The organism is Alphaproteobacteria bacterium PA2 (assembly GCA_002256425.1).
Lineage (GTDB): Bacteria > Pseudomonadota > Alphaproteobacteria > Caulobacterales > Caulobacteraceae > Phenylobacterium.
On the sequence record NKIZ01000001.1, the window covers coordinates 2288070 to 2311952 of the forward strand.

At 60.5% G+C, this 23883-nt stretch carries 18 protein-coding genes; 7 read left to right on the plus strand and 11 right to left on the minus strand.

All coding sequences use genetic code 11. From position 1 onward, the window contains the following. Positions 1-16: 16 nt before the first annotated feature. From CFE28_11010 to CFE28_11050, 9 genes are all read right to left on the minus strand, one after another. Positions 17-4333: a hypothetical protein gene (locus CFE28_11010; GenBank protein ID OYU70470.1), complete on the minus strand. Its 4317-nt coding sequence runs from the start codon at positions 4331-4333 to the stop codon at positions 17-19. Between the two features lie 192 nt (positions 4334-4525). After that, complete coding sequence (locus tag CFE28_11015; protein ID OYU70471.1) at positions 4526-6070, minus strand: hypothetical protein; 1545 nt, start codon at positions 6068-6070, stop codon at positions 4526-4528. 68 nt (positions 6071-6138) lie between these two features. Further along, positions 6139-7176 carry a glycosyl transferase family 1 gene (locus CFE28_11020; protein OYU70472.1) on the minus strand — a complete coding sequence of 346 codons (1038 nt, stop codon included), beginning with the start codon at positions 7174-7176 and terminating at the stop codon, positions 6139-6141. Next, positions 7173-8207, minus strand: coding sequence for a glycosyl transferase family 1 (locus CFE28_11025; GenBank protein ID OYU70473.1), 1035 nt, complete (start codon positions 8205-8207; stop codon positions 7173-7175). The genes CFE28_11020 and CFE28_11025 overlap by 4 nt, the downstream gene beginning before the upstream one ends. 6 nt (positions 8208-8213) lie before the next feature. After that, complete coding sequence (locus CFE28_11030) at positions 8214-9323, minus strand: aminotransferase DegT (protein OYU70474.1); 1110 nt, start codon at positions 9321-9323, stop codon at positions 8214-8216. Beyond that, positions 9320-9979 (minus strand): hexapeptide transferase, encoded by a 660-nt coding sequence (locus CFE28_11035; protein OYU70475.1) that lies wholly within the window; start codon positions 9977-9979, stop codon positions 9320-9322. The genes CFE28_11030 and CFE28_11035 overlap by 4 nt, the downstream gene beginning before the upstream one ends. Beyond that, positions 9960-10973: a GDP-mannose 4,6-dehydratase gene (gene gmd / locus CFE28_11040; GenBank protein ID OYU70476.1), complete on the minus strand. Its 1014-nt coding sequence runs from the start codon at positions 10971-10973 to the stop codon at positions 9960-9962. Before gmd ends, CFE28_11035 begins: the two co-directional genes overlap by 20 nt. 86 nt (positions 10974-11059) lie before the next feature. Beyond that, positions 11060-12364 (minus strand): secretion protein HlyD, encoded by a 1305-nt coding sequence (locus CFE28_11045; GenBank protein ID OYU70477.1) that lies wholly within the window; start codon positions 12362-12364, stop codon positions 11060-11062. A gap of 32 nt (positions 12365-12396) precedes the next feature. Then, entirely contained in the window at positions 12397-14103 is a 1707-nt protein-coding gene (locus CFE28_11050) for a type I secretion system permease/ATPase (GenBank protein OYU70478.1), read from the minus strand. A gap of 591 nt (positions 14104-14694) precedes the next feature. On the opposite strand from CFE28_11050, the gene CFE28_11055 reads away from it, so the two are divergent. From CFE28_11055 to CFE28_11085, 7 genes are all read left to right on the plus strand, one after another. After that, complete coding sequence (locus tag CFE28_11055) at positions 14695-14991, plus strand: transcriptional regulator (GenBank protein OYU70479.1); 297 nt, start codon at positions 14695-14697, stop codon at positions 14989-14991. A gap of 38 nt (positions 14992-15029) precedes the next feature. Continuing rightward, positions 15030-16571 carry a hypothetical protein gene (locus tag CFE28_11060; protein OYU70480.1) on the plus strand — a complete coding sequence of 514 codons (1542 nt, stop codon included), beginning with the start codon at positions 15030-15032 and terminating at the stop codon, positions 16569-16571. 628 nt (positions 16572-17199) lie between these two features. Then, positions 17200-18036: a methyltransferase gene (locus tag CFE28_11065; protein ID OYU71675.1), complete on the plus strand. Its 837-nt coding sequence runs from the start codon at positions 17200-17202 to the stop codon at positions 18034-18036. Then, positions 18033-19346 (plus strand): glycosyl transferase family 1, encoded by a 1314-nt coding sequence (locus CFE28_11070; protein ID OYU70481.1) that lies wholly within the window; start codon positions 18033-18035, stop codon positions 19344-19346. Before CFE28_11065 ends, CFE28_11070 begins: the two co-directional genes overlap by 4 nt. A gap of 146 nt (positions 19347-19492) precedes the next feature. After that, entirely contained in the window at positions 19493-20095 is a 603-nt protein-coding gene (locus CFE28_11075) for a recombinase (GenBank protein ID OYU70482.1), read from the plus strand. Next, positions 20092-20301 (plus strand): hypothetical protein, encoded by a 210-nt coding sequence (locus CFE28_11080; GenBank protein ID OYU70483.1) that lies wholly within the window; start codon positions 20092-20094, stop codon positions 20299-20301. The genes CFE28_11075 and CFE28_11080 overlap by 4 nt, the downstream gene beginning before the upstream one ends. Before the next feature lie 178 nt (positions 20302-20479). After that, positions 20480-20764 carry a transcriptional regulator gene (locus CFE28_11085; protein ID OYU70484.1) on the plus strand — a complete coding sequence of 95 codons (285 nt, stop codon included), beginning with the start codon at positions 20480-20482 and terminating at the stop codon, positions 20762-20764. Here the strand turns inward: CFE28_11085 and CFE28_11090 are convergent. Together CFE28_11090 and CFE28_11095 are read right to left on the minus strand one after the other, a co-directional pair. Further along, positions 20742-21998, minus strand: a complete 1257-nt coding sequence (locus CFE28_11090) for an integrase (protein ID OYU70485.1) — start codon at positions 21996-21998, stop codon at positions 20742-20744. The two genes, CFE28_11085 and CFE28_11090, sit on opposite strands and share 23 nt — an antisense overlap. Before the next feature lie 318 nt (positions 21999-22316). Then, a complete protein-coding gene (locus CFE28_11095; protein ID OYU70486.1) occupies positions 22317-23882 on the minus strand; it encodes a GMP synthase (glutamine-hydrolyzing) in 1566 nt (521 codons plus the stop codon). Between the last annotated feature and the right edge of the window lies 1 nt (position 23883).

A 23883-nucleotide genomic window follows, 5' to 3' on the forward strand; every position in this document is an offset into this window, starting at 1 on the left:
GGGATTATTTCTAGGCCTAGCCGACGACCGTGAACACGCCGGGCGCACCGGCGGTCAGGGTGTCAGCACCGCCAGCATCAAGATAACCAACGAGAACCACAGCATGGTAGTTACCAAGGGCAGTCGTGCCGTTGTCGTCATAGACAAAGAGGCTCGACGTACCAGCGGTGCTCACCGTGAACTGGTTGGTCGCCGCATCGTAGTTGCCGGTAACCAAAGCTGCGTTACCAGCCGTGTCGTTGCCGAAGGTACCGCCATTGCGGGTCAGGGTGGTGCCCAGGGTCACGCCCGTAAGCGAGATCGTGGCGCCAGCCGACATGCCCGTCACGACATCAAAACCAGAGGTGTTGATGACCTGAAGGTTGGCAGGAACAGCGGCCGAGGCGACGAACCCGGAAACAACGCCCGTGTCCGAGGTCGGAGCCGCCAGGATGATGACATCAGCGCCACCGCCGGTGGTGATGCGGTCAGCACCAGCGCCAGCCGTGATGGTGTCAACGCCAGCGCCGCCGACGATGACGTCACCAGCAGCACCCGTAGTCGTCGAGGTGATGGTGTGCGCACCGGCGTCAGTTGCCGTGTAGCTGATCGTACCCGCGCCCGTCGCTGCGACGGTGTTAGCGGCAGAAGCCGTAACCGTCGTAACGCCGTGGTTGGCAGTGGTGTTGACGGTCAGCGTACCCGTACCAGCGTGGTTCGCCGTCACGGTTCCGGTGGAACCAGCAGCTTCGTTGATCGTACCGCCGTTTGCACCGGCAGTCGTAACAACCAGGGTGCTTGCTCCAGTGCGGGCGGCTTCCGTGATGGAACCACCAGCAACCGTACCAAGACCAGTGACGGTGAAGTTACCGGCGCCGGAGATGGTTTCAACCGCACCGAGAGCCGCTGCGTTGATGGTCGTCGCAGATGCGCTGGTAACGGTTTGAGCGTTGTTGGAAGCCGTCACAGAGAGCGTACCCGTCGCCGTGCTGGTCACCGCGCCCGTCGTATTCCCGGCGGTCACGAAGTTGGACGTGCCGCTGAGGGTCAGGGTTTGACCAGCAGAACCGGCAACCGTGATGGTGTTGCCCGTACCAGCAATGGTCGTAGCGCCAGCACCTTGGTTAACCGTCACCGCCGCATCAGGCGTGATGTTCAGGGTCGAGGCGCCCGTGAGAGCGATGGTCTCGAAGCCCGAAACTGCCGAAGCGCCGTTAGCAACAGCCGTTGCGCCGAAGGTCACGGTACCAGCGTCCGTCACGTTCAGAACGTCAGTGGTGCCGAGGCCACCAGCCAGGGTCGAACCAGCCGAATTGGCGACCGTGGTGTTCACGGTGTCATTCGAAGATCCGAGCGTCACGGAGGTGTTCTTTCCGCCCAGCGTAATGGTGCTGGCCGTACCACCGATGACAGTCGAAGCAACCGTGATCGACTGACCGTCGGCCGTGGTGGTGGCCGTGAGGCCGCCGCCGGTCGCGCCAGCGCCCGTGATCGAGATGCTCTTAACGTCGGTGCCGATGTTGGCGCCGAGGTTCATCAGACCGGTAACCTGCGAGAAGGTAACGTTCTCGACTGCCGTCAGCTTAACGCCGGTGGCGCCCGCTGTGGTCAGGGTCGTGAGCGTTTGGGCTTCACCAGAAACCGTGATGCTGTCCGTACCAATTCCGGCGTTGACATCGCCATTCACCAGGTTGGCGAAAGTCGAAGAAATCACGTCACCTTCGTTGGTGGCCTTGCCGGAAGCGTTGGTCGCAACCGTCGTGGACAGAACAGGGGCCAGACCGGTCAACGTGATGGAAGCACCGGTGCCGAGGCTCAGATCCGTAGCCGTCAGCGCGGAGTTACCCGTCAGAACGACCCGGAAGTCATTACCGTCGAGCTGACCATCGCCATTGATATCGATCCAGAGCGTGCTGGCGTCCTGCTGCAGGACAGCCTGACCGGCCGTCTTGGTCAGAGCGCCTTGCGACAGACCAAAGGTCGTACGCGAGCCGAGGAACAGGGCCGTTTGATTAAGGCCGAGGGCCGTCAGATCGAGTTTGTCGGTGCCGGACACGAAATCGGTGATGGTGTCGGTCGTCTTGTCACCGGACTGCGTAAGAGCAGTGTAGGTCACGAGGTCCTTACCGCCGCCGAGGGTGATGGTGTCACCCGCCGTCGCCGTACCGGCTGTAGCCGTAGCAACCAGCTTGTCATCGGCGGAGCCGAGCTTGATGGTTGCGCCGGTCAGAGCCGTGGTAACGCCGCCGCTCAGATCCAGCTTCCCGGTGGAGGCCGAGGCATCCAGGCTGGTCAGCAGAGCACCACCAACGGCGCCCGTGGTCGTCACGTCCGCGTTGTTGGTGACCGTGATGGTCTTGGCCTTAGCAGCCGTCAGACCAGCGACGGACAGAGCGCCCACGCCAGCAACAGCCGCATCGTCAGCGATGTTGACAGTCACGGAGTCGAAGTCCGTCGCCGTCACAGCGCCCAGCAGGTCAGCAGCGCCGACCTTGTTGACGTTCAGGGTCAGGGCGTCAGACGCACCATCGGTAGCCACAGCGACCGCCAGGGTATTGGCGACCGTGCCGGCGTCAACGGTGACAGCTTGGGTAGCGCCCGTCTTGGAGACGACGGTAGCGCCGATCAGGCTGTTGCCCGTAGCAATGCCCGTGCTGGTGTAGACCACGGAGGTCACGCCAGCGAACTTGCTCATGTCGACCGTGCCGGTGCCGCCTGCCGAGATTTCCAGGACTTCGATGTTCGAAGCCGTGCCACCGAGAGCGCCCGTCGCGACCGTGTTGGTCACAGCCAGGGTATCGGTGCCAGCGCCGCCGTTGAAGGAGTCCTTCGCGGCGAAGCCGTTGGAGAAGTCAGCGCGGTCGGCGCCCGAACCACCCGTGACAGCCACATCGGCTGCGCCGGAATTGGTCAGGGTCACATTGACGCCGCCCGTGTTAGCCGAAGCGTCGACGGTGCCGGTGGTACCAGCGAAGGTCAGAGCGCCGATGGTCACGCCCTGAGCGCCGGAGACATTGACGGTCGCCAGAGTGTTGGAAGCAAGCGTCGCCAGGTTGGAAGCGGCGGAGCCGGCGCCAACCACGTTGAAGATTTCAACGCCATTGGCCGTGACCGAAGACGCAGTGGTCGTCGGAACGGCCGGGTTGAACACGTTCTCCAGGGTCACCTTTTGAGTGGTGGTGGCGCCTGCAGTGGCGGCGGCGTTGTAGTTCAGGGTCGTGTTGACCGTGGCGCCGGTGGGCTGGCTCGGGTTGCGGACGGTGATTTCAGCAACCGTATTAAGACCCGTGACAACCAGATCCGAGGAGCTGTTGTCGTTGACCAGCGAGGTCACGCCAGACGCGTTGGAAACGTCGAAGGTGGTGCCACCGACGGCGTCGGACGTCACTTGCATGACTTCAATGCCAGCCGAGGTGAAGCCAGCCTGATTGACGGCAACAGCGCCCGCCGACGAATAACGCAGGGTGTCAACGCCAGCGCCGCCATCCAGGGAGTCAGCGGCCGAGAGGGTCGCATTGGTCGCGGTGAAGGTGTCGTTGCCCGTCGAACCGGCGAAGGCAGGAGCCACGTCCGGATTAGCCGTCAGAACGAAGGACTTGCCAGCGCTCGGAGCGTTCGGGAAGGCGGTCAGCAGATTGACGCCCGCGGTGGCGGTGATGCCGCCGTCCAGGGATCCATCCAGAGCGCCAACCAGCAGGCGTTCCGTAGCGGCGTTGTAGTTACCCACATCAGCCGTAGCGCCGGCGGACATGATCTGACCAACGAGAGCGGCGCGGATGGCCAGCTCAACGTTCACACCAGGAGCCTTCTGGGCCACGAAGGCGCGCAGGTATGCTTCGTTCTCGGCGCGCGACAGATAGTCGATCGCGGCGGTCACGTTGATGCCAGCGGTTGTGGCGGCGGCGGTGCCGATGACGGCTTCATAAGCGACCTGGGCCACTTCCTTGAAGGTCAGGGTGCCGTAGGTCGCCTCAAAGTTCGCCTTACCAGCGCCGGCCGCAGAAGCGCCCAGGTTGATCGCGAAATTGATGTAGCGGTTTTCGGTGCTCAGAGGAGCATACTGGCCCGGCGCAGCGTCATTCAGGTCATTGGTGTTGACCGTGCTGTCGACCAGATAGTCCATACCGTCGCCACTGGGCGTGCCGCCCGTGAAGAACTGGTAGGCCTGAACAGCCACGGCCGACGTGCCGTCGAGCATGTCGACGATGCGGTCGATGGCGTCGGAGTCGCTGAGGGCGCCCGATTGGGTCTGGGTGGCGATGCTGGCGAGCAGCAGCGATTGGGCCGCAGTCGGCGCCTTGCCGAAGTTGCCGTTTGTTAGAAAGGTAGTCAGTTCGGCTGTCGTATAAGCCATGTGGGGTCTCTCCAATGGATAGCTGTCCCTCCGCACAAGACGCACGATGGGCCCACATCGTCACTACAGTAAACTACATAGGCCTGCAACTCCCTTTCACTAACTATTTTGCAAGCACGTTTTGAGGGCGCCAGGGGCTCCCCTTCCCTATTGCGATGTCGCCATGAACGGCTTCGCTTAATGGGTTCGCGCCTACTGCGTGGGAGGCAGGCTTGTGGCCCCCGGGTCCTTCTTGATGATGTCCAGGACAGAGGTCATTGGCTTGGGGGGAGCTGGAGTCGGTTGGGCTTCAGCCCCCTGAGGGCGCGATTCGAGCCTGCTGGCAGGGCGAGGCTTTGCAGTGGGAAGCGAACCAACGGCGTCGAGGATGATGACCGGGACATCAAGTGGCGTCACGCCCCTGTACTTGACCCGCTTGAAGTTTCTTTTCGGATCATAGGTCTCGACCTGATCTGAAAGCACCTGCGGCGTAAGGGTGCCCGTCAGGGCTAGAAGCTGAACCCTGCTCACATATTCCGCCGTCTGGGCGCGGGCCAAGTTTTGTTGGGCGGCGTTCAATTCCGCCTGGGCGTTCAGGATCTCGATATTGCTGCGGAGGGCGTAACGTTCCTCAGCCCTTACCCCGAGAAAGGCCAGCTCGTTTGATTTGACTTCTTCCTGCAGGGTCTGGAGCTGCTGGCGAAGGGAGGCCATGTGTTCCCAAGCCTGGGCGACATTGGAGACCAGTTGAAGGCGCACTTCTTCCACGGACAATCGATCGCGGTTGTTTTCTTCCACCGACTGCCGAATCGCTGAGCGAATTTGTCCGGCAGAAAAGATCGGTTGGCTGAACACCACGGACGCCGATCGGCTGTCATCATAGAGGTCGCCCTGGTAGGGCAAGTAAGGAGAGCGTTGCATTTCCGCCCGCGCTGTCACTGTCGGCATGCCGTTTGCCTTGGCGCGTGCTATCCGGGCGCGGGAAGCCTGCTCATTGAATTGCGCGCCCAGGAGCTGAGGATTGTGCGATTCGGCGGTATCGAATGCAGTGTCCAGACTTGCAGGCAGCTGCTCCAGGGGCGGCAGGGGCTCTAGCTGCCCGGGATTTTGCCCAACCACCGCCAGGAACTGACTGCGGGTTGCTGCGAGTTGCTCCTGCGCGTTGAAGAGTTGCGTGCGGGCCTGAGACAGTCGCGCCCGCGACTGCGCCAGATCTGTAAGGGTCACTGTCCGGACATCATACTTCGCCTGGGTGTCCTCTAGCCCCCGCTGAAGAACCGCCACTGTCTCCTGGGCGATCTTCAGAAGCTGCTCGTCCCGTCTAACACCAGCATAGGCCGCAACCACCCGGACCATCACATCCATTTCATAGCGGCGCAGCTGCTCGCGGCCTGCCAGGATCTGGGCCTCCGCCTCGGAGACCCGTGCGCGGACCCGCCCGCCCGTATAGAGCGGCTGGACTGCCGTAACGCTCATACTGTTGGTAATGGCGTCGGCCTTGGCGCCATCCCGGCGAATTTCATAGGACGTTTCTCCGGCCTGAGCTGAAATGTTCAATCCATACCCAGCCCTCGCTTGGACATAAGACTCGTCTGCGGCGCGGACAGCAGCCCGCTGCGCCTGCAGGCCCGGATTATTGTCATAGGCATAGGCAATGACCTCCGAAAGGGTTTCGGCGCTTGAAGGGAAGGCAGCCATGCAAAGGCTGACCACGATCGCGGTGGAGGACTTGAGCATCAGGCGCACATTCATGGTCATTGGCCCAATCAGGCCTCAGCAGAAGTTGAAGATTGAGGAGGGGGAAGCAGGGGTGTCATGGCGATCTCTCAGGAGAGCAACCGTTGAATGGTCGTCTTCCAGGTCAGGTCCCGTGCCTGCCAGGCCGACCTCGCCGCCAGGCCCAGGTCTCGCGCCCGTGCTCTGTCAGAAGCAAGCCACTCAAGGCCCTCAGCCACTGAAGCCGGATGAGGCTCGGCGACGTAGCCCGTGAATTCATTGACAAGTTCCAGCAGGCCGCCTGAGTCATTGGTTGTTAGCACCGCCTTCCCTGCGGCGAAGGCTTCCATGGTCACATAGCCAAGGGAGTCCTCATCATAGGGCAGATAGGCGCAGGCCCGGGCGGAATTGACCCAATCGGCGATCATCTCACGAGGATGAAAGCCGAAATGAAGCTCAACTCTATCCTTCAGACCAAGATCCGAAACCAGCTGACGCAGCTGATCTGCATAGGCCTCGCTGTCAGGAGGCCCCGCCACCACCAGTTTCGCTTTGAGCTTGGGCAGAAGCGCCATGCCTTCGATCAGGAGGTGCTGACGCTTTCCGGGCCCGATCCGTCCGCCGGCGAAAATGTACCCGCCGTCACTGCCCCCAACAAAGAGGGCTTCATCATTAAGCGGCGGATAGAGGATTTCACTCTGAACATTGTTGTAGCGCGCCAGTCGATCCTGGGTGGTGGGTGAATTCACATAGATGGCGCGGCACTGGGCGAAGCACTGCTCATCGGCCGTCCTGATGGTTTGCTTTATCACGCCATCACGCCCCTCATCACCAAGGCCCTGGCCGACATCCCCCAAGTCATAGGCCTGCCTGAACTGGTGAAGCAGCCAGAGGGTTTTGTGTTCATGGGGAACAAGATAGGCCGGGAACTTCAGCGCAATGACGCGGTCGGCGTTATAGATGCGCAGGGTGCGGTGCAGGAGCACCTCATCAATCAGCCGCTCTGAAGGCGTCCATTGAAAGGGCAGCCTCATCAGCTCGCTTTCAACACCCGGTGTCTGATTGAGCTGCCGCACCAGATTGTCCGCCAATTCTTCAGCGCCGCCGCGGATAAAGGGCGCGGCATTGTTCACGACGAGAACCTTCATGTGGTGAGCGCCGTTACTACGTGATCCCAATCTATGTTTAGCTCGGAAAGACGGCGGAAATTTGCCTGCCCAAATTGTTCAGCGAGCTTGCGGTCCCGATAGAGCTTGTCCATCGCCTGAGCCAGGGCGACAGGATCAGGCTCAGCCACCAGGCCGTTCCTGCCATGCTCCACCAGCTCAAGCACGCCGCCGGAGTCTGTGGTGGTAATGACGCACTTCATGGAATGGGCCGCCTCAAGGGACGGATAGCCATAAGAGTCTTCGTCGTGAGGCAGATAGGCCGCCGCCAGGGCTCCAGCCAGCATGTCAGCCTTTTCGTCCTCCGAGATCCAACGATCTTCGAATATGACGCGGTCCTGAACGCCCAATGAGGCAATGAGGTCTTCGATGACCCGGGCGTAGGCCGGACTGCTGCAACTGCCGCAGAGACGCAGGCGGACATCTGTCTTCACATGGGCCATAGCCTCAATCAGCAAGGCCTGACGCTTGTGGGGTTCCACCCTGCAGACCACAAAGATTTCATCGCCATAGCCATCACACCTGAAGCGCTCTGGCTTGTAGATTGGCGGATAGAGAGGCTGAGACGCCACCCCATTGAACGCCGAGAGGCGATCACTGACCACCTGGGAGTTGGTGAAGACCTTTTGAGCTTCCCCCAACGCCCGGGTGTCGAGGTCCATCAGGGTCTGACGAATGGCGAGGTTGTGGGGGGTGGGATCTGGCGAATGGGGCTGCCCCCAGAGGTCATAATAGGCCCTGATGTGATGGATGAACCAGAGCACCTTGTTGGGATGGCGCAGGACATAGGCTGGCGGCCGAAACGCGATCAACCTGTCTCCCGCCTGGCTGAGATCCATCAGTCGGAGGGCCGCAATCTGATCAAGCATGTCATGCGGTGTCTCAATGAAAGGCAGGTAGAACCGCTCGACCTCATGACCGTGCTCTAGCAGCTTTTCCTCGAGCCACTCGACGATGAATCGGGCGCCGCCATTGATGAAAGGCACAAAGGTGGATGCGAGAACGACTTTCATGGCGACCTAGGCCAAGGCCTCGATCAACACCGAAACCACCCGGTCGAGATCAGCTTCGGACAGGCCGCCATGGGTGGGCAGGTTGATGCCGCGCTCCGAACACCAGTCCGCATTGGGATAATCCCCTTCCAGCTCGGCATAGGGCGGCATGACGTGCATGGGGTAAAAGATCGGGCGTGACTCAATTCCCGCCTGGTCAAGGGTTTCAATGACCATGTCCCGCGACTTCAGATCCGGCTGGTTAATGAGCACGGTGTACATCCAGTAGACGTGCCCGGCCCAGTTCTCACTCACAGGCAGGGTCAGTATGTCACTATAGCGAGCCAGCCGGTCTTGATACCCGGCCGCAACGCGCTGGCGCATGGCCAGATGGTCTTCGATCCGTTCCATCTGGGCCAGGCCAATAGCGGCGGCAATGTTGGTCATCCGGTAGTTATAGCCGACCACAGGAAACCAGTAGCGACGGGTCGGGTCCATGCCCTGGCTGCGGTAAAGCCGCAGCTTCTGGGCAAGGACGTCGTTATTGGTCGTAACCATGCCCCCCTCCCCTGTCGTAATGATCTTGTTGCCAAAAAAGCTGAAGGTCGCGCAATCTCCAATCCCACCGACCCGCCGGCCTTTGTAGGTGGCCCCGACGGCCTCGGCGGCGTCTTCCAGGACAAAGAGATTGTGCCGTCTGGCGACCTCCATGACGGGATCCATGTCGACCGGGTGGCCATAGAGATGCACCGGTATGATCCCCTTGGTCCGCGGCGTGATTTTGGCTTCGAGAAGGTCGGGATCCAGGTTGAAGGTTCGGGGGTCATTGTCCACGAAGACCGGGGTGGCGCCGCAATAGCGGACCGCATTTGCGCTGGCGATATAGGTCAGGTCAGGCACGAGGACTTCATCGCCCGGCCCCAGGTCCAGGGCCACCAGGGCCAGGTGCAGGGCCGTGGTGCCGTTGTTGACGGCAATGGCGTGTTTGACGCCACAGAACTCTGCAAAGGCAGCCTCGAAATCGGCAATGAACCGTCCGCTGGATGATATCCAGCCAGAGGTCATGCACTCCATGACGTACTCGGTTTCACGACCTCCGAGATCAGGGGCCGCCACGGAAATCTTTGTTGTCGTCATGGCCTTCCCTTCTGAATTTCACCCTTGGCACGAGCCGGCACCCCCACCGCGACCAGGTCTGGCGCGATGTCATCAATGACGCACGCTCCCGCGCCAATTATGGCGCCTTCTCCAATGCTGCAGCCCGGCGCGACACTGGAACCGACGCCCAGAAGGGCGCCGCTGCCAATATGTACCCCACCCGCGACCGCAGCGCCGGGTCCGACATGACTACCACGTCCGACAAAGGTGTCGTGATCGACCCCAGCCCCGGTATTGATTATGGCCAGGTCGCCAATCTGCGCATCCGCATTGATGACGGCCCCGGCCATGATCGCCACACCCCGCCCCAGGCGGGCAGAGGGAGAAATTGTCGCCCGGGGGCTGATTGCATTCACAAGATCAAAACCCAAGGCATGAACCCGTGCGCCCATGGCGAGACGAAGCTGATTGTCCCCGAGCGCAACAAAGACATGACGAACGCCCTGGGTGAACAGGGACGGCAGGATCTCATCATTGCCCAGAACGGGCGCGCCCAGAATCCGGCGCGGCGAACCATCCACATCCGTCAGCCCAAAGATCGGGACGCCAGAGCTGTTCAGCAGGTCGATGACCACCTTGGCGTGACCGCCGGCGCCGATAATGACGACGGCGTCTTTAGGGTCGGGTCCCGGCATGGACGCGATCCTTTTCCATTTCAAACTTGATACGCACCAAATCAGCGTCGACCATTTCGCGCATCATTGTCTCCAGGTCCGTGGTGGCTTCCCATCCCAGGACGCGCTTGGCCTTGGCCGGATCGCCAATGAGGACATCCACCTCAGCCGGACGCATGAAGGCCGGATCGATTTTCACGTGGTCTTCCATGCGCAGGCCAACGTGAGCAAAGGCGATCTGGCACATTTCCCGAACCGTTGTGGTGCGCCCGGTGGCGATCACATAGTCATCGGGGGTGTCCTGCTGCAACATCGCCCACATGGCCTCCACATAGTCCGCCGCATGGCCCCAGTCGCGGCGGGCATCCATGTTTCCGAGCTTCAAGGTGTCTGTCAGGCCAAGTTTGATGCGGGCCACCCCATCTGTGACCTTGCGCGTGACAAACTCTATGCCCCGCAGCGGACTCTCATGATTGAACAAAATGCCTGAGGAGACATGCAGGTTGAAACTCTCGCGATAATTGACCGCGATCCAGTGGGCATAGAGTTTGGCCACGGCGTAGGGTGAGCGTGGATAGAACGGTGTGGTCTCGCTCTGGATTGGCTGCTGCACCAGGCCATACATCTCTGATGAGGACGCCTGGTAAAACCGCGCTTCGGGGCATTCAAGACGCATGGCCTCCAGAAGGTTTGTGGCTCCAAGAGCCGTAACCTCGCCCGTCAGGAAGGGTTGGCTCCAGGACGAAGTCACGAAGCTCTGGGCCGCAAGATTGTAGATCTCGTGGGGCTGGATCGTCCGGCAGAGGCGAATGAGCGAGGAAAGGTCGATCATGTCGCCATCGACCAGATTCACCTGGCCGTGGATCCCCAGCCACTTCAGACGCTCCTGCATGAATTCTGCGGAAGCTGACCGACGCACCAGACCAAAGACCTCATAGCCCTTCGCCAGGAGTGAACGGGCAAGATAGGCGCCATCCTGGCCCGTTACACCGGTAATTAGCGCACGCTTCGACATTGCAGTCTCCGTACCGGGCAAGACGCACCCGGCCTTCATTTCAGTTGAGGACGGGCGGCGTTTGGAGAACGCGCCCAGTCAGGCCCTTACTTCTCACGCATGGTCCTGTGCAGGGCGTTTGTGAGCGGATTGAAGATATATTCAAGTGCTGAGCGCTTGCCTGTGGGCACGACCACTTCAGCTGGCAGGCCCGCCTTCAACCGCGGTTTCAATTCGGCCGGCAGGTCTGAATCCTTGATGTTCACAATTACCAGGAAATAGGGCGCACGGGTGGCCTCATCGACAAGACGATCCTGTGAGACCGATCCGACCTTGCCTTTCACGATCGGAACGGAGCGATCATGGAAGCTCGAAAACCTGAGTTCCGCCTCCATACCGGGATGTACACTGTCCACATCCGTGGGAGAAAATTGGGCGTGGATAACCATGTCGCCCTTGTCCGGGGCGATTTCCACCAAAGGCTCAGCTGGCCGGACTACGGCGCCTTCGGTGAAGAATTTCAGATTCTGGGCTGTTCCACTGACCGGCGAGACGATCTTGACGCGCCGGGCCATATCGGCAGCCACGGTATACTTTTCCCGCAGGTCCGTCGTCTGAACCTGTATGTCAGCGAGCTCCTTGGCGATATCCTGATCAAACTGCTGCCGGATTTGACGCGATTGAAGGGATGCTTCGCCAATTGCCTTTTGGGTCTGGGCTATCTCGGACTGCGCCCTGCCAATTCCCCCCAAGATCTGTTCCCTCTGGTTCTCCAGGGCCAGAATCCGAGGCTTTGGAACGAGATTTTTCGCGTAGAGCTCATTCAGCCCCACCAGCTCCTCGGTGTAGAGATCGACCTGCCTTGTCATGCTCGCCCGCTGCATTTCGATCCCTGCGATCTGCTCACGGTATTGCCCAACCCTGGCGTCAAGAATTTCCACCTGGCCGGTTACGGTGCCCAGCCGTTCCTGGAACTGTCGCTTCTCATCTTCAACAGCCTGGCGGACAACCGGATCTCCAAGCTGGGCAGCGACTTCCGGGGAGAAACGGACACTTGAATAGCGGTTTCGTTCAGAGTTCAGCCTATCGGCGCGGGCAAGCAGGGTGAAAAGCTGATTGCGAACGATTTCCAACCCCGCATCTGCCTGGACCGGGTCAAGTTCAAACAGCACCTGACCTGCCCGAACACGATCACCGTCGCGGACCATGATCTTGCGGATCATGCCGCCTTCGAGATGCTGGATGGTCTTGCGGTTGTTCTCGGTCGTCAAAACCCCTTGGCCGATCACGGCGCTGCTCAGGGGCGCAAAGGCCGCCCATAGACCCAGGACGCCGAATGTCACAAAGATCAGAACAAAGCCGATCCTGGCAAGCCGCTGATAGTTGTCACTAGGACGCGCAATGTCCGCCATGGCGATTTCTCTCTAGATTACTCTGACCCAGATCAGGCTGAGGCTGGGGCGGGCGCATTGTTGGCGATCAAGCGGCTCAGGATGTCATCGCGGTCGCCAAACTGCGTTACCGTACCGTTCTGCATGATCATGATCTTGTCTGCGAAGGCCAGTAGATTGGTCTTGTGGGTCACAAAGACAATGGTCTTTCCCAGGGTCTTCATGTGCGCGATGGCCCGCGACAGAGCCAGCTCGCCTTCGGCGTCAAGATTGGCGTTTGGCTCATCCATGACGATGAGGGCCGGCTTTCGAAAGATCGTCCTCGCCAATGCTAGCCGCTGCCTCTGGCCGCCCGAGAGGGCCGCGCCGCCATCCCCGATCTGTGTCTCGTAGCCCTGAGGCAAGGCCTGAATGACCTCGTGAACACCTGCTATCTGGGCCGCTTCGATGACATCGGCGCTCTCGAACTCGGTGAATCGCGCGATGTTCTGCGCGACGGTTCCTGAAAAGAGTTCGACATCCTGGGGCAGGTAGCCGACGTGCTGGCCCAGCTGCAGAGGGTCCCACTGCCGCAGCTCAAAGCCATCCAGGCGAACGGCGCCACTGACAATTGGCCAAACCCCGACAAGTCCGCGCACCAGGCTCGATTTGCCGGCGGCGCTCGGACCAATTATCGCAAGGGATGTGCCCGCCTCCAGAAGGAAGCTGGCATTGATCACAGTGGGGCGCTGGGCGCCAGGCGGTACAATGCTGGCGGCCTCGACGAGAAGTCGCCCCTTGGGATCAGGCAAGAGCATGCGCTCACCCCCATCTGCATTGTCACGAAACATCTTCTGCAGCCGATCCCAGCTGCCACGGGCATTGATAAAGCTCTTCCATTGCCCAACAGCAGCTTCAATCGGCGCAAGCGCGCGACCGACCAGAATTGAGGCGGCGATCATTGCGCCGGGCGAAATCTTGCCTGTGATCGCCAGATAGGCCCCACCGCCCAGGATGAGGGTCTGGACGGCCTGGCGAACGAATTTGATCGTCGCCATGATGGTCCCGCCACGATCACTGGCGGCGGCCTGCCAGCCGATCAGGTCGTCGCGACGGACCTGCCAACGGCTCTGCAGACCGCGCCACATGCCCATGGCCCGCATGACTTCTGAGTTCCGCAGGGTCGCGGCGACGTCATTCTGCGCACCGATTGACGACATGGTCGCCCGCTGGATGGGTGTGCGGGTGGCGTAATCATTGGCCACGGCCAGACCAAAAATCATGATGCCGGAGATTATGGCAAGGAAGCCGAAAAACGGATGCAGGATGAATGAAACAATCAGGAAGACCGGGATCCAGGGCGCATCACAAAACGTGATCAATCCCGCCCCGGTGATGAACTCCCGAACGCCATCCATGTCGCGAAATGCCTGTGCATCCCCTCCCCTTCGCAGAAGGGTGCCGTCCAGCACGGTGCGAAAGGTTGGCGCGCTTAGGTTCGAGTCAAATCTGATACCGCCCCGCACTAGGACCTGGGTGCGCAGAATCTCCAGGACCGCGTAGACAACAAATAGAAAGATTACAATTGCAGTGATAAAGAACAGGGTAAGCGAGTTTCGACTTGTCAGAACCCGATCATAAACCTGAAGCATGTATATTGGGCTTACGAGCGCCAATATATTGATGAACATACTGAAAAAAACGGCAATTAGTATCGCCGGCCTGACGCTTTCGAGCGCCTGGTTCAGTGGGGTCGGCTTTTCGGTTGAGTTAAAGGCCATATGCTAGCGTCTCGCTACGAAGTTATATTCTGCGCCGGCTTCGCAGGGGGCACGGGGAATTATTGGTTATAAGGAGTGGGCCGCCACTTGAGGATGCCAATTGCAAATGCCCATTCAAAGGTCACGGCAGAGACCGGCGCTAAGGGTCGCCTGACTGTGTCAAGTTTATGACCACCTAACGAAACAGAGCTCCCTTGCATCATAGAGGCTGGCGGCCTCAACACACTTCACTCCCTGAAATCGTAGCGCCTCGACGCGCATGGCGACAAGTCTGTCGCTTGCGACGCTAGCTGGAGACTCCAGCTAGCATTTCAAGGCAAGTCTTCGGCGAGATTGCCGAGGCCTTACAGAAGCGCCCTATCAGATTCAATGAATTTCTGGGCAGGGTTGAAGATTGCCGCAAACTCAGCGGCTCGAGCCGTTCTTCCTCCCCGATTCGCCAATGGCCGATGGAAAGCTTCCAGAAATCAACTTCTTTGTGGGAGAATCAATTTTGATGGGTACAGCGAGTGTAAAATGCTGTACACCTGTCCATCGGTATTGAAGAGTTTCGTTATCGGGCCAGAAGCGGCCCGGTCAGGATCGGATAGAATGTACGGCAACCCACAGAAGCGCAGCGCCGTTGAGGTGCAAGATCTCCGCCGCGAAGGCGGCCGTTGGCTGAAAGGCCTGAGAGAGGCCGCAGGGCTCTCGCAGCGCGAGTTGGCAGCTGGTGTAGGCGCGGATTATTACACTTTCATTTCGCAGCTGGAGACGGGCCGCGGACGAATCCCGCCGGACCGCTACGTGGATTGGGCGCGCGCCTTTGGCGTGCCGGAGAAAGTGTTCGTTCGTGAAATTCTTCGGTACTATGATCCGATAACCTATGGCATCCTGTTCGACGAATAGCGCCCCAACGACCCAATGACAGGAAGCAACCTTACTTCATGGTCGCCCAAGTAATTTCACTCTTCCAGCCGTCTCCTCCGGTTTCACGCGACTGGACCCAGCAGGAGACTGCCGAATTTTACCGGGTGGAGAGCGCTCTGATCCAGGCCGGCGTCCGGCTGGAGAGCGACCGGGGCGTGTCGGATGAAGGTGATCCCTGGTTCATTTTCTGTCGCGTCGACAATGGCGATGTATTCATCCATTTCGCCCGGATCGACGGGCAGTATGTTGTTGATGGCGTCGCTTTCGAAACACCCGCCCGGGGACCGGATTTTGCGGCGCTGGTCCGGCGGCTTATTTCAAACTATCCGATAGCGACCGCCCGAGCCCGTAACAATTCGAATATTTTCGTCCACCCTGCGGCCCTGCTGATCGCCCTGGTTGGCGCCGCATTTTTTCAGACCAGTGAAGCGAAGGCTGCGACTTCGACGCCCCCTGACAGCAAGGTTGAGCATCGTCGAAGCTCCCTCATTGTCGCAACCGCCCCCCAGGCAGCGGCGGGGAGCACTCCGCCGGCCCAAATCACCCTGGACGTGGATGCCAATCAAGCAGCGGCGATCCTGCTCAGCGCAGTCCTGGCCTTGCATGACGATGCGGCCATAGTTTCGCGTGGAAGTGTGACTGCGACACCCGAGGCCGAAGGCGCCTTTGCCCTTCGCAATTGGGTGATGTTGAGCTCGCAGAAGATGGAGTCGTTTGCGGGCAGTAGTCCCTCAACGCCAACTGGGGCTCTGGACCTTTCAATCGTGCGGCTTCCCGAGAGTGAGAAAGCAGCGCCGTTGTCCGTGGCTTCTACTGCAGCGGACATTTTTGGGCGTGAAAGCTCTGAGGTTTCCCTCCAGGCGCCGTCCGCGCCGTCCACGAGGGAGGTGGTGGCGCTCATTCAGGCATCTTCCGCACCTGCGGATCCGGTGGACTACTCAGCCGCAAAGCCCCTGTTTTTCCTCAAGGTTTCGAGCGCACCCGCTCCCAAGATTGAGGCCATTGCGATTTTGAGCGCCAACGCTGCCCTGGCGGAGCTTGTCGCAAAAGCCCTTCCGCAGGTCGATCGGCTGCCCACGAGCATTCTGGACCTGATCAGCAAGGGGGATCATCTCGATGCTTCTGTCCAGGGACTTGCACAGCAAGGACCGTCGGAGCCGGCAAATCCCCAACAGGACGCCCCGAAGACCGTTACGGAGCCAGGCGCCAGCAATTCGACGGAAACCCCTCCACTGGAGTCCGCGTCTGCTCCAGCAACCTCTGCCCTTCCTGTGGCCCCGGCGCCCGCAGTTGTTCAGGCGCCTACCGTAGTCGCCGCAACCGCCGTCAAGGTCCATGATGCGGCAATCAACGCAGCTATCACGGCCTTCATGAGCCATGTTGAACATCTGGATATGCTTCTGCAGGGCAACCAGTTGGTGATCTATGATCGTGACATCCTGGATCCCCTCGCAGGGCGGATGGAGCTCGATAGCATCACGATCACGTTTGAAGATGGCAGCTCACTCAGCTTGGTCGGAACCGCCGCGGACCTGAGCCATTTTCATTGGCCAGGCTGATCTCAGCGGCCACCAAGCGACCAATCGCCAATATTACCTAATACTATCAAACCGCTAGGAATGGCATAAAGTGGCGCGCGTCAATCTTACAATTGGCATCCGAAACGCCATGACAGACCCGATCGCGACGGAAGAAGCCAGGCTGATGGCGCCAGACGACGATCTGCAGATCCCTGCCAGAACTGAAGCAGCCGAAGACCGGCCCGTTGCTCAGGAAGCCTTGCCTCCAAAGGCAGGCCGCAAGACCCTCAGGGCGATCTTTTTCGGGAAGATCGCGGACTATGCGCGGCGCTATCTGACCGCGTCCGTAGACCATCGGCTCACCTTGATCCAAGACAAGCTGGAGGTTCTGAGCACCCGGAATGACCGCTTGGAAGCCCTTCTGACTGGGTTACACAGCGCCCAGGCTGCGCAGGCAGACAGATTGCTCGGACTTCTGCTTGGAAAGGCAGCTGAAAGCCAGGTTGAGACGCTGAAATGGCTGGAAACCTTGCAGGCTCAGGGTCACGGCATCGAGCTTCTGGCCCGGGGCCTTAAGGCAAATCTCGAAAACGCCCAAGGCGTGAGCGCGAAGCATGCCACCACCCTGGAAGGGGTGCAGACCAGCCTGGGCGCCCTGCCAAGCCTGATGGGCCCAAGGTTCGATGAGATCGAGGTGAAGATCCGGCCCCTGGTCACCTTTGACGAGGACTCCTACGCCATCCGCCTTCGGGACGGTTACGCCATGGTGCCGCGGAGCGAGCCGGTCTTTGCGGTCATGGTCGCAAACGCCACCTCAGAGGGCCTCGAGCCCGGCACCCGCCGCGTCCTGCAGGCCTTGATTGAGCCCGGGATGGTTGTTGCCGATGTTGGCGCCAATGTCGGCCTGCTGACCCTTGCCTGCGCCGTTGCGACCGGCCCCAGCGGCCGTGTCCTAGCCTTTGAGCCTGAGGCCGGCCCCCGGGCTCAGCTTTTGAAAACCAGGCATCTGAACGGCCTGCGTTGGGTGGACGTGCACGACCTGGCCGTCGGCGCGAAGACAGAGGTCAAAACCTTCAATGTCAGCCCGGTGATCGGGCACAGCTCGCTGTATGCCCTGCCGGAAGAAGATGGGGCGGGACGCGAAATCTCCGTCCAGGTGACCCGACTGGATGATGTCATAGCAAAGGGCGCGCGCCTTGATGTCGTGAAAATAGATGTCGAAGGCGCCGAGCTGGATGTCCTCAGCGGCATGGACCGAATTCTCGCTGAAAACCCCGACATCGCCCTTGTCGCCGAATACGGGCCGTCCCACCTGGCCCGCATTGGCATCACGCCCAAGGCCTGGTTCAAGGCCTTCAAGGACGCGGGTTTTGATGGCTATGCGATATCAGAGCCAAGTGGTGTCTGTCGGAAGGTCACTTACGGGGATTTGAAGGATGTCGTGTCTGTGAATCTGGCTTTTGTGCGATCCAAGGGCGCAGCTTACAAGCGGCTTCCGAAATGAGGATTGCCTGGGCAAGTCCCATTGATCAGCGCTCGGCGATCGGGCGGGATGGACTGAGGGTTGCCCGCACGCTCGCCCTTTGGGGTAACTCCGTGCGGATCATCTCGACCGATACGGTGACGGGCGGGAAGCCGCTGAAGACCGATTTCGAGGTATTGGACTGGAGAAACACTTCAGCGGACATCCTCCGACGGGATTTCGACATACTGGTGGCCGCGGTCGGCGACAATTTCCACTTCCACGGCGGCATGTTCAACCTGCTGGGCCATATCCCAACTGTTGGGATCTTCCACGACTTCTACCTCTACGACCTCTTCAACGGTTGGCTTTGGGATGACGGGCGAAGGCCTGACGACCTCCGGGGTCGGCTGCACGATCATGAGGTTCTGGCGATCTATGGACCTCAATTGGTCGGGCCGGGCAGATCTGCCCGATCCGGGGATCTGGACCTGGCCGGCATCGCCGAAAGTCTGCCGATGACGGAGTGGGTCGCCAGACTCTGCGATGGCGCCCTCGCCCATTCCAGTTTCTACATGGATCGCCTCCTCGCAGCTTGCCCCGGCCCGGTTGCAGAAGCCGCCATGCCTCTTGCCGGTCGCGGAATTGCGCCCTTGGGGGATCAGGCCCAATCCAGGGTCCGGATCCTCACGGTCGGCGTGATGAACCCCAACAAGTGCGTTGATCTGGTCATAGAGGCGATCGGGCGCTCCCCTGCCCTATGTGAGAGCGTTGACTATCATCTTGCAGGCCCGATTGAGCCGGCGGAGGCTGATCGCCTCACCCAACTGGCTTCCAGCCTGGGATACAAAGGCCTGACCATTCATGGCGCGGTCAGTGATGACGTCCTTAATGTACAGCTGGAGGCGTCAGACATCATCTGCTGTCTGCGACGTCCCGTCCTTGAAGGCGCGTCAGGATCAGCCATTGAGGGTCTGCTTGCGGGGCGCCCCCTCATCGTGGCCAACGCAGGCTTCTATGCCGACCTGCCAAATCATCTGGTTTTCAAAGTCCCCAAGACCCTCGACGCCGACGCCTTGACTGGGCAACTGCTTCGCCTGGTCCAGGATCCCGCCCTCCGGCGAGAGACCGGGTCTGCAGCAAGATCATGGGCCGAGGGCCGCTTTCGGCTGGAAACCTATGTCCTGGGCCTTGAAACCCTCATGCGGGATACGATTACGGCCAAGGCCGTGATCAATGTCGGCCAGAGATTTGGCCGGGACCTGCAAGGCCTCGGAATTTCGAAGGATGATCCAGCTGTAGTTGCAATCTCAGCAACCCTGTCAGGCCTTCTGGTGACCCAAGCCGGCTGATATCGGGCGACGGGGTCCTGCCCGTCCCTATCCCTCGAAAGGAATGCCGGTGAACCGGCGACATTCCCATACCACTCCTTGAAACCCGCCCCCGACACGTCCATGACCGAACTTGGCATGACGACCGGGCGGGAGAATGAGGTCAATTGCAGATCGGCTATACCCAGGTATCGACAGCAAGTCCCGACGCCGCGCCTGCGGTTGAGGCGTTGAAAGGCGCCGGCTGTGTTGAAGTCCTCATAGAAACCGCATCTGGGGCCCAGCGCGAGAGACCTGCCCTCAAGGCCGCGCTCGCACGGCTTGTAGACCACCCAGGAAGCAAACTGGTGGTCTGCCAGCTTGGAACCCTGGCGATGTCGTTTCGCCAGTTGGTTGCGACGGTGCGCGAACTGGACGGCAAGGGCCTTCACCTTCGGTCGCTCGCTGAAGGGATCGATACCCAAGCCGACGGTGGGTCGACCTACTTCGTATTTGCCGCGCTATCCGACTTCGATAAGTCGGTTCGTCTTGGGCACTATTCGGATGGCCTCAAGGCGGCGCAAAGGGGCCGGCAAAAGGGTGGGCGCCCCCTGGCCCTCAGTCTTCAGGATGCTGAACGAGCCAAGGCCCTCCTCGCTGACCGATCCTTCACGGTGCAACAGATTGCGCGCCGCCTTGGTGTATCGAGCGCAACCCTCTATCGGTATATTCCCGGTGGCCGGGCCGCACTATTCGCAAGGCAGCAAGATAGGGCTGACGACAAAACATGACCCTTCCCGAGAAGGTCGCAGCTCCGAAGGACCGAAAAAGGATCATTGTTCATCCTGACCAGGTAACCCAGCCAGATCGGCGTCCGTGGAATGATCGCCCGCTTGAAGATGTCCTGATCCGGTTCGTCCTGATGTCGGCGCTGTTCATAGGCATTGCTGCCGGCGCCATCGGTCTGGGACTGGGCCTGTTGCGTGGCGGCTCTTAGGGACAAACCCCAGTCTCCAATCGCTCACAGCAGGAGGGGCCCGCCTCATCGAGGCTGCTGTGACCGACCCAATTGCACGCATACCTGCGACGTCCTGCTACGAACCTGGATCCGAGCTTTCATTCGGCGCCATCAATCGCCTTCAATTCCCGACAAACGGCGATCAAAGGGGTTTTCAATGAAGCGCCAACCCGAACCCGCAATCCATCGGACCATCCGGCGCCAACAGCTCCGGGACCTCGTGCCGCTGGCGGATACCACCATCTATGACATGGAGCAGCGCGGTGAGTTTCCACAGCGGTTCTACCTCACAGCGCGCTGTGTGGTCTGGGACCTGTCGGAAGTCGAAGCCTGGCTTGAGGACCGGCGCCGCGCCTCTCGCGCAAGAGCCATGAAGCGCGCGCCCATTCCAGATGTACGGCTTCGCAAGACCCGTCCCGTCAGACATCCGGCCCGGGTGTGAACATGTCCATGGTAGGTGGATAAAGGGTTGGCGAATACTTCCGCCCCGCCGCCCAGGCATCCACCAGATTGGACCACTCCTGCATCATGTGACGCCGTTGAAGCTCATACTCGGCCTTGTTGTAGACGCCCCTTGAAGACCGCCCATCCTCGTGCGCCAGGCACTTCTCGATCCAGTCGCTGTTGAACCCCAACTCGTTCAGCAGGGTTGAACCTGTCCGCCGAAGATCATGAACTGTGAAAGGCTCAAGCGGCAATCCCTCCTTCTGCGCCCGTTCCACAACCGCCGTCGTGATCCGGTTGAACGTCGCCCGGGACATGGGCGCATCAGCGTCGTATCGCGAAGGCAGGACGTATCTGGAGTTTCCGGCGCAGGTCTTGAGGGCAATAAAGATGTCGACCATCTGATCCGACAGATAGACGTTGTGCGCCTTTGAGCGCTTCATGCGCTCCTTGGGGATCGACCAGACCGCGTTTTCGAAGTCGACTTCATCCCAGACCGCATCCTGCAGCTCGCTCTTTCGCACCATGGACAGGAGGATCAACTTCAGTCCCAGCCGGATCGTAGGCAATGTCGCCACATGCTCTAGCTGACTGAGCAGTATGCGGATCTCACCGGGTGACAGGGAGCGGTCCTTTGGCACGAAGGTCGCAATGGAGGCCGGCCCGACTTCGTCACCAGGGTTGGCGACCTTCTCTCCGTGAAGAATGGCGAAGGCGAAGACCTGTTTTACGATGTCCCTCACGTGGACAGCCGTCGCCGGCGCCCCTCGCGCTTTGACCTTGGCGCATAGCCCTCGCAGGTCTTCGGGCAGGACCTCCTTCAGCAGCCGTTTTCTGAACGCAGGAAGGACATCACGTTCGAAGATCGATCTGCGCATGGCGCGGGTGCTGTCGGCCATGCGCGCCTCCTTCAGCCAGCGCTCCCCAAACTCGCCAAAGTTCCGGGCTTCCTGAAGGCGCCGTTTCTCGCGCTGCTTCTCCTGGGCGGGAGAACGGCCTTCGGAAATGGCGCGCCTGGCGTCGATCACCTTCTCACGGGCCCGGGCCAGGCTGAGTCCGGATGCGCCATAGCGACCGAGGGTCAGGGTCTCCCGACGGCCGTTCAGACGGTAGTCCATGCGGAAGACGATGGAGCCAGCGGGCTGGACCACGACATACATACCGTCACGGTCCACCACCTTGTACAATTTATCCTTTGGTTTCAGTGCCTTGATAGCTGCATCAGTCAGCATTTACGCCCTCCAGAATAGCCAAAAAAAGCTGGAGAGCGACCAACTATACCGTCAGGCCGAATTCGACCATCCCGGCGCCATATTTTCTCTTATTTTTCAATGAATTATGGCGAAAATTATACCGTCAGAAGCACTCCTGAACCTGACGGTACAGGCAAATCTGGAGCGAGACAAGAATCTCCCCGCCGTCAGCTATACCGTCAGACTGGAGGACTACCCCCCGATCGACTGCGAAACATGCGGAGAGATTATTGTAGATATTTCAGTGCATTATGGCGTATTGTGGCGTAGTATCGGATACGCCCGGACAGGCCCGAATTATTCCCACTCAATTGTCCCGGGCGGCTTGCTGGTGACGTCATAGACCACGCGGTTGACGCCCCGGACCTCGTTGATGATCCGGGTGGCGCAGCGGCCCAGCACCTCCCAGGGGAATTCGAAGAAGTCGGCAGTCATCCCGTCGGTGGAGGTGACGGCGCGCAGGGCGAGCACATCTTCATAGGTACGGGCGTCGCCCATGACGCCTACGGTCTTGACCGGCAGGAGGACGGCGAAGGCCTGCCAGATCCTGTCGTAGAGGCCGGCCTTGCGGATCTCATCCAGATAGATGGCGTCGGCCTGCTGCAGGACGGCGACCTTTTCCCGGGTGATCTCGCCCGGAATGCGGATGGCCAGGCCCGGTCCCGGGAAGGGGTGACGGCCGACAAAGGCGGGCGCCAGACCCAGTTCGACGCCCAGGGCGCGGACCTCGTCCTTGAAGAGCTCGCGCAGGGGCTCCACCAGCTTGAGCTTCATGTATTCGGGCAGGCCGCCGACATTGTGGTGGCTCTTGATCACCGCCGAGGGCCCGCCCCGGGCCGAGACGCTCTCGATGACGTCGGGATAGAGGGTGCCCTGGGCCAGGAAGGCGGCGCCTTCGATCTTGGCGGATTCCTTGTCGAAGACGTCGATGAACAGGCGGCCGATGATCTTGCGCTTGGTCTCAGGGTCGGAAACCCCGGCCAGCTCGCCCAGGAACAGGTCGCCAGCCTCCACGTGGATCAGGGGGATGTTGTAGTGGTCGCGGAACAGGGTCACCACCTGCTCGGCCTCGTTGTGGCGCAACAGGCCGGTGTCGACGAAGACGCAGGTCAGCTGATCGCCAATGGCCTCATGGATCAGGACGGCGGCGACAGACGAGTCCACCCCGCCCGACAGGCCGCAGATCACCCTGCCCTCGCCCACCTGGGCGCGGATCTTTGCGACCATTTCCTGGCGGAAGGAGGCCATGGTCCAGTCGCCGGAAAGGCCCGCGATCCTGTGAGTGAAGTTGCGCAGCATCTGCGCGCCGCGGGGGGTGTGGGCCACTTCCGGATGGAACTGGACGCCATAGAACCGGCGGGCTTCGTCGGCGATCACTGCATAGGGGCTGCCCTCTGAGGCGGCGGCGACGGAGAAGCCTTTCGGGATGGCGGTGATCTTGTCGCCGTGACTCATCCAGACGGTTTCGAGATCGCCGACCTCGCCCAGACCTTCCAGCAGGGCGCAGGGACGCTCAATGCGGATCTCGGCCCGGCCGAATTCCCGGGAATGGCCGCTCTCGACCTTGCCGCCCAGCTGCTGGCAGAGGGTCATTTCCCCATAGCAGATGCCCAGGACCGGAACGCCCAGCTCGAAGACCCGCGGCGTGACCGAGGGGCTCTCATCCTCATGGGCGCTGGCCGGGCCGCCGGACAGGATCACCGCCTTGGGGGCGAAGGCGTCCAGCATGGGCTCGATCTTGTCGTAGGGATGGATCTCGCAATAGACCCCGCTCTCCCGCAGGCGCCGGGCGATCAACTGGGTCACCTGGCTGCCGAAATCGACGATCAGGACGCGTTCATGGGTAGGAGCAGCTTGGGTCATG